Annotated in this window: 3 protein-coding genes; all 3 read left to right on the top strand. The window is 70.5% G+C overall.

Annotated elements, in window-relative coordinates:
• Positions 1-53 precede the first annotated feature (53 nt).
• The gene (locus JKJ07_RS38150; RefSeq protein ID WP_202996868.1) at positions 54-1328 is read left to right on the top strand and encodes a cytochrome P450; all 1275 of its coding nucleotides are present in this window, start codon (positions 54-56) and stop codon (positions 1326-1328) included.
• A 120-nt stretch (positions 1329-1448) separates the two neighbouring features.
• Positions 1449-2882, top strand: a complete 1434-nt coding sequence (locus JKJ07_RS38145) for a class I adenylate-forming enzyme family protein (protein WP_202996867.1) — start codon at positions 1449-1451, stop codon at positions 2880-2882.
• Complete coding sequence (locus JKJ07_RS38140; RefSeq protein ID WP_202996866.1) at positions 2879-3811, top strand: ACP S-malonyltransferase; 933 nt, start codon at positions 2879-2881, stop codon at positions 3809-3811. The genes JKJ07_RS38145 and JKJ07_RS38140 overlap by 4 nt, the downstream gene beginning before the upstream one ends.
• The last annotated feature ends 11 nt before the right edge of the window (positions 3812-3822 follow it).

Below are 3822 nucleotides of genomic sequence, written 5' to 3'. Positions count from 1 at the left end.
ATCGAGTCCTGGGTTCTCGACCTGGACGTCGCCGCGAAGAAGGGAGCCTGACCATGTCCACCGCCCCCGTCACCGCCACCGGCTCACGGTTTCGCGACACCATGCTGTCGCTGCAGCTTCGCACCATGATTCCCCTGGGCAGTGCGCTCACGAAGGGCGACCCGTTCGGGACCGTGCTGTTCAAGCCGGCCGACTCCCAAGCCGCCTACGACCAGGTTCGCGAGGCTGGCAGTTTCTACCGCAGTCGCCGGCTCAACAGCTGGGTGACGGCGAAGCACGCGGTCGGGACCCGGGTCCTGCGGGACCGCTCGCTGTTGATGCGCCGGCGGAACGGCCGGGCCGCGGCCACCCTCATGGACAAGATCCACTGGGACCCGTCGATCCTCCAGCTCGACCCGCCCGATCACACCCGGCACCGTCGCCTGGCCCAGCCCGCCTTCACCCCCCGCAAGATCGCCGAGTATCGCGTCGAGGTGGAGCGCGTCTGTCATCAGCTGCTCGACGAGGCCGAGCGCCGGGGCCGGTTCGATCTGGTCGAGGACTACGCCGGGCCGCTGCCGATCACCGTCATCGGTCAGCTGCTGGGAATCCGTGCCGAGGACCGGGAGCCGTTCCTGCGCCACGGCCGCGCGATCGGTGCGATGGTCGACGGCCTGAGCTCGTTGCCGATGGCCCGCGACTTCCAGCGGGCCCAGACCGCGTACCGCCGGATGCTCGCCGAGCTCATCGAGGTGCGCCGGGCCGAGCCGGCCGACGACCTGGTCACCGTGCTCACGGCCGCCCACGACGAGGGGACGCTCACCGAGGACGAGCTCCTCGCGCTGTGCATGATCCTGGCCATCACCGGCTTCGAGACGACGACCAACGCCATCAGCACCGCGACGCTGGCCCTGCTCGAGAATCCCGAGCAGATGGCCCTTTTCCACGCTGACCCCGAACTCGCGCCGCGGGTGGTCGAGGAGGCGTTGCGCTACGACGCGCCGATCCGGTTGGTCTCACGCTTCACCCATGAGGAGATCGAGATCGACGGTCATCGGATTCCGCCCGACGGGGCGCTGGTCGTGCTGATCAACGCGGCCAACCACGACCCGGACGTCTTCCCCGACCCACACCGATTCGACATCACGCGTGAGGGGCAGGGCGACCACCTCTCGTTCGCCGCGGGCATTCACTACTGCATCGGCGCGCCGCTGGCCCGGATGGAGGCCGAGGTGGCGCTGCGGGTCCTGACCGAGCGGATGCCGCGGCTGCGCCTCGCCGGGGCCTGCGTCCGCCGCAACACCCCCATCATCAGTGGTCCGCGCGTGCTGCCGCTCGCGACCTCCTGATGTCCTGAAGCGCTGCGTTTGCGGGCCGAACCGTAGGGGTTCGTAAGGGGTTGTTCACCCCTAACGATCTTCCTACGGTCGACTGCAGACGTCAGCCTGGCGACAAGAGTGGATGCAAATATGTCTTCCAAGCTCTTTTCCCCCGACGCGGTCGCCCCGTTGGACGACTTCGAGCGCCAGGCGCTCGCCATCGCGGGATCGCTGCGCGCGGCCGGCGCCGGAGAGGGAACCCGAGTCCTGCTCAAGGCCGGGAACTCCATGGGCTACGTCAGCACGCTGCTCGGCCTCATGCACACGGGAGCATCGATCGTGTTGCTCGGTCATGAGGAGAAGGCCGCCGTGACGGCCCGGGTCCGCCGGCAGACCGCCGCGGAGCTGGTCATCGTCGACGACGACGCGCCGATCACCGAGGACGGTACGGACGACACCGGCGGCACGGTGATCAACCTGCAGGAGTTGCTCGTCGACGCCGCCGAGCGAGCCCCCGCGGCGAACCGGCTCGACGTCGACGCGTGGGCCGCCCGGCCCGACGGCCTGATCATGTGGTCGTCGGGATCGACGGGTGAGCCCAAGGGCGTGGTCAAGAACGGCGGCCGGTTCCTCACCAACTTGCGGCGCAACGCCTCGCACATGGGCCATGTCGAGAGCGACGTGCTGCTGCCGCTGCTGCCCTTCAGCCACCAGTACGGGCTCTCGATGGTGCTCATCGCCTGGCTCGCGCGCTGCTCGCTCATGATCGCCCCGTACCGCCGGCTCGACCGTGCGCTGATGATGGCCGGCCGCTGCGGCGCCACCGTGCTCGACGCCACCCCGGCGACCTATCGTTCGATGCTCGACATCATGGCCCGCCGGCCAGTGCTGCGGCGTCATCTCGCGCAAGCGCGCATGTTCTGCAGCGGGGCCGCGCCCCTGACCCCCGCCCTGTCCCGTGCGTACGAGGAACGCTTCGGGCTTCCGCTGCTCGACAGCTACGGCAGCACCGAGCTCGGCAACCTGACCTTCGCCACACTCGACAACCCGATCGCGTGCGGGCGCCCGCTCGACGGCATCGGCGTGAAGGTCGTCGACGACGACGGTGTCGCCCTCGCGGCCGGGGAAGTCGGCGAGGTGATGGTCGACAGCCCGGACATGATGGCCGGCTATCTCGACGACGGCGGCAAGCTGGAACCCGTTCCGCAGGGGTGGTATCGCACCAACGACTTCGGCCACCTGGACGAGAACGGCAACCTGGCGATCGTCGGTCGCATGCGCGCCGTGCACCGCAACGGATACACGCTGCACCCCGAGGTCATCGAGCGGAGGCTGGCGCTGGCCGGCTGGTCGGTGAAGATCGCCGCCCTGGCCGACGACCGCCGGGGCAGCCAGCTCGCCTTCTTCGTGGAGTGCGTCCCGGGTCGGTCGACTCACGAGGTCCGCGAGCTGCTGGCCTCGGCCCTGCCGCAGTACGAGCAGCCGAACCGGGTGATCCTGCTCGACCGGTTCCCGCTCAACGCCAACGGCAAGCCTGACGTCGCCGCGCTGGAGCGTCTCGCCCGGAAGGAGGCCACGGCTTGACGGCCACCGACCGCCCCGCCACCGCCATGGTCTTTCCCGGCATGGGTCCCTCCCGATTCGCCGACGCCGGCCGTTTCTTGCTGCTCAACCGGCATGCGCGCCGCCGGCTGGCGATCGCCGACGACGTCCTCGGCCGTCGGGTGCTCGCGGCCTGGCGCGACGAGGGCCCGGAGTACGCCGAGGCGGCACACGTCGCCTTTCTCGTCACCTGCCTCGCGCTGGCCGACACCGCCGTCGAGCGGCTCGGCCGCCCACCGGCCGCGTGCACCGGGCTCAGCGCCGGGCTGAAGACGGCGGCAGCCTGGAGCGGGGCGCTGTCCTACGAGCAGGCGGTGTGGGCGGTGGCGGCCATGGCCCGCTGCGAGTGGCGCTACTTCGCCGAGGAGTTCACCGACGTCGTGACCCACTCGTTCCTGCGGGTGAGCGACGAGCAGCTGACCGGGCTGCTCGGCGAGCTCGACGCCGACGGGGAGTTCCACGAGATCTCCGCCTCGCTGGGCGACGGGTTCCACATGCTGTCCCTGCGGGAGAGCCGGCTCGACCGGCTCACCGACCGGATCAGCGCGATCGGCGGCTACTCGACGTACACGATGCGCCCGCCCGCTCATGCGCGGGCGTTCACCGGGCTGCGGGCGATGGTCGAGCGTGAGGTCCTCGACCACATCGACGTCGGCGACCCCGCCGTGCCGATCGTCTGCGACCAGGACGGGCGAGTGATCGAGACCGCCGGCGACGTCCGGACGGCCCTGCTGGACTCGTTCGACCATCCGCTGAACTGGCCGGCTGCGGTCGCGACCCTCCGTACGCTCGGGGTCGGCCGGATCGTGGTCTGCGGGGCCGACGTCCTGCTGCGCCGGTTGCGGGTGACCACCGACGCGTTCGCCGTCGAGTCCGTCACCCCCCGGACCGCCGTCGCCCCGGCGGCTTGAGGGCGGGGGGC

The sequence above is a fragment of the Paractinoplanes lichenicola genome (assembly GCF_016785085.1).
In the GTDB taxonomy this organism is placed as follows: Bacteria; Actinomycetota; Actinomycetes; order Mycobacteriales; family Micromonosporaceae; genus Actinoplanes; species Actinoplanes lichenicola.
The sequence above is the reverse complement of the archived record's forward strand: the minus strand, read 5'-3'. Positions and strand labels throughout refer to the sequence as shown.

Excerpts from the sequence above, each read along its gene's own strand:
- JKJ07_RS38150 (WP_202996868.1), top strand. The coding sequence starts at position 54 with ATGTCCACCGCCCCCGTCACCGCCACCGGCTCACGGTTTCGCGACACC.
- JKJ07_RS38145 (WP_202996867.1), top strand. The coding sequence starts at position 1,449 with ATGTCTTCCAAGCTCTTTTCCCCCGACGCGGTCGCCCCGTTGGACGAC.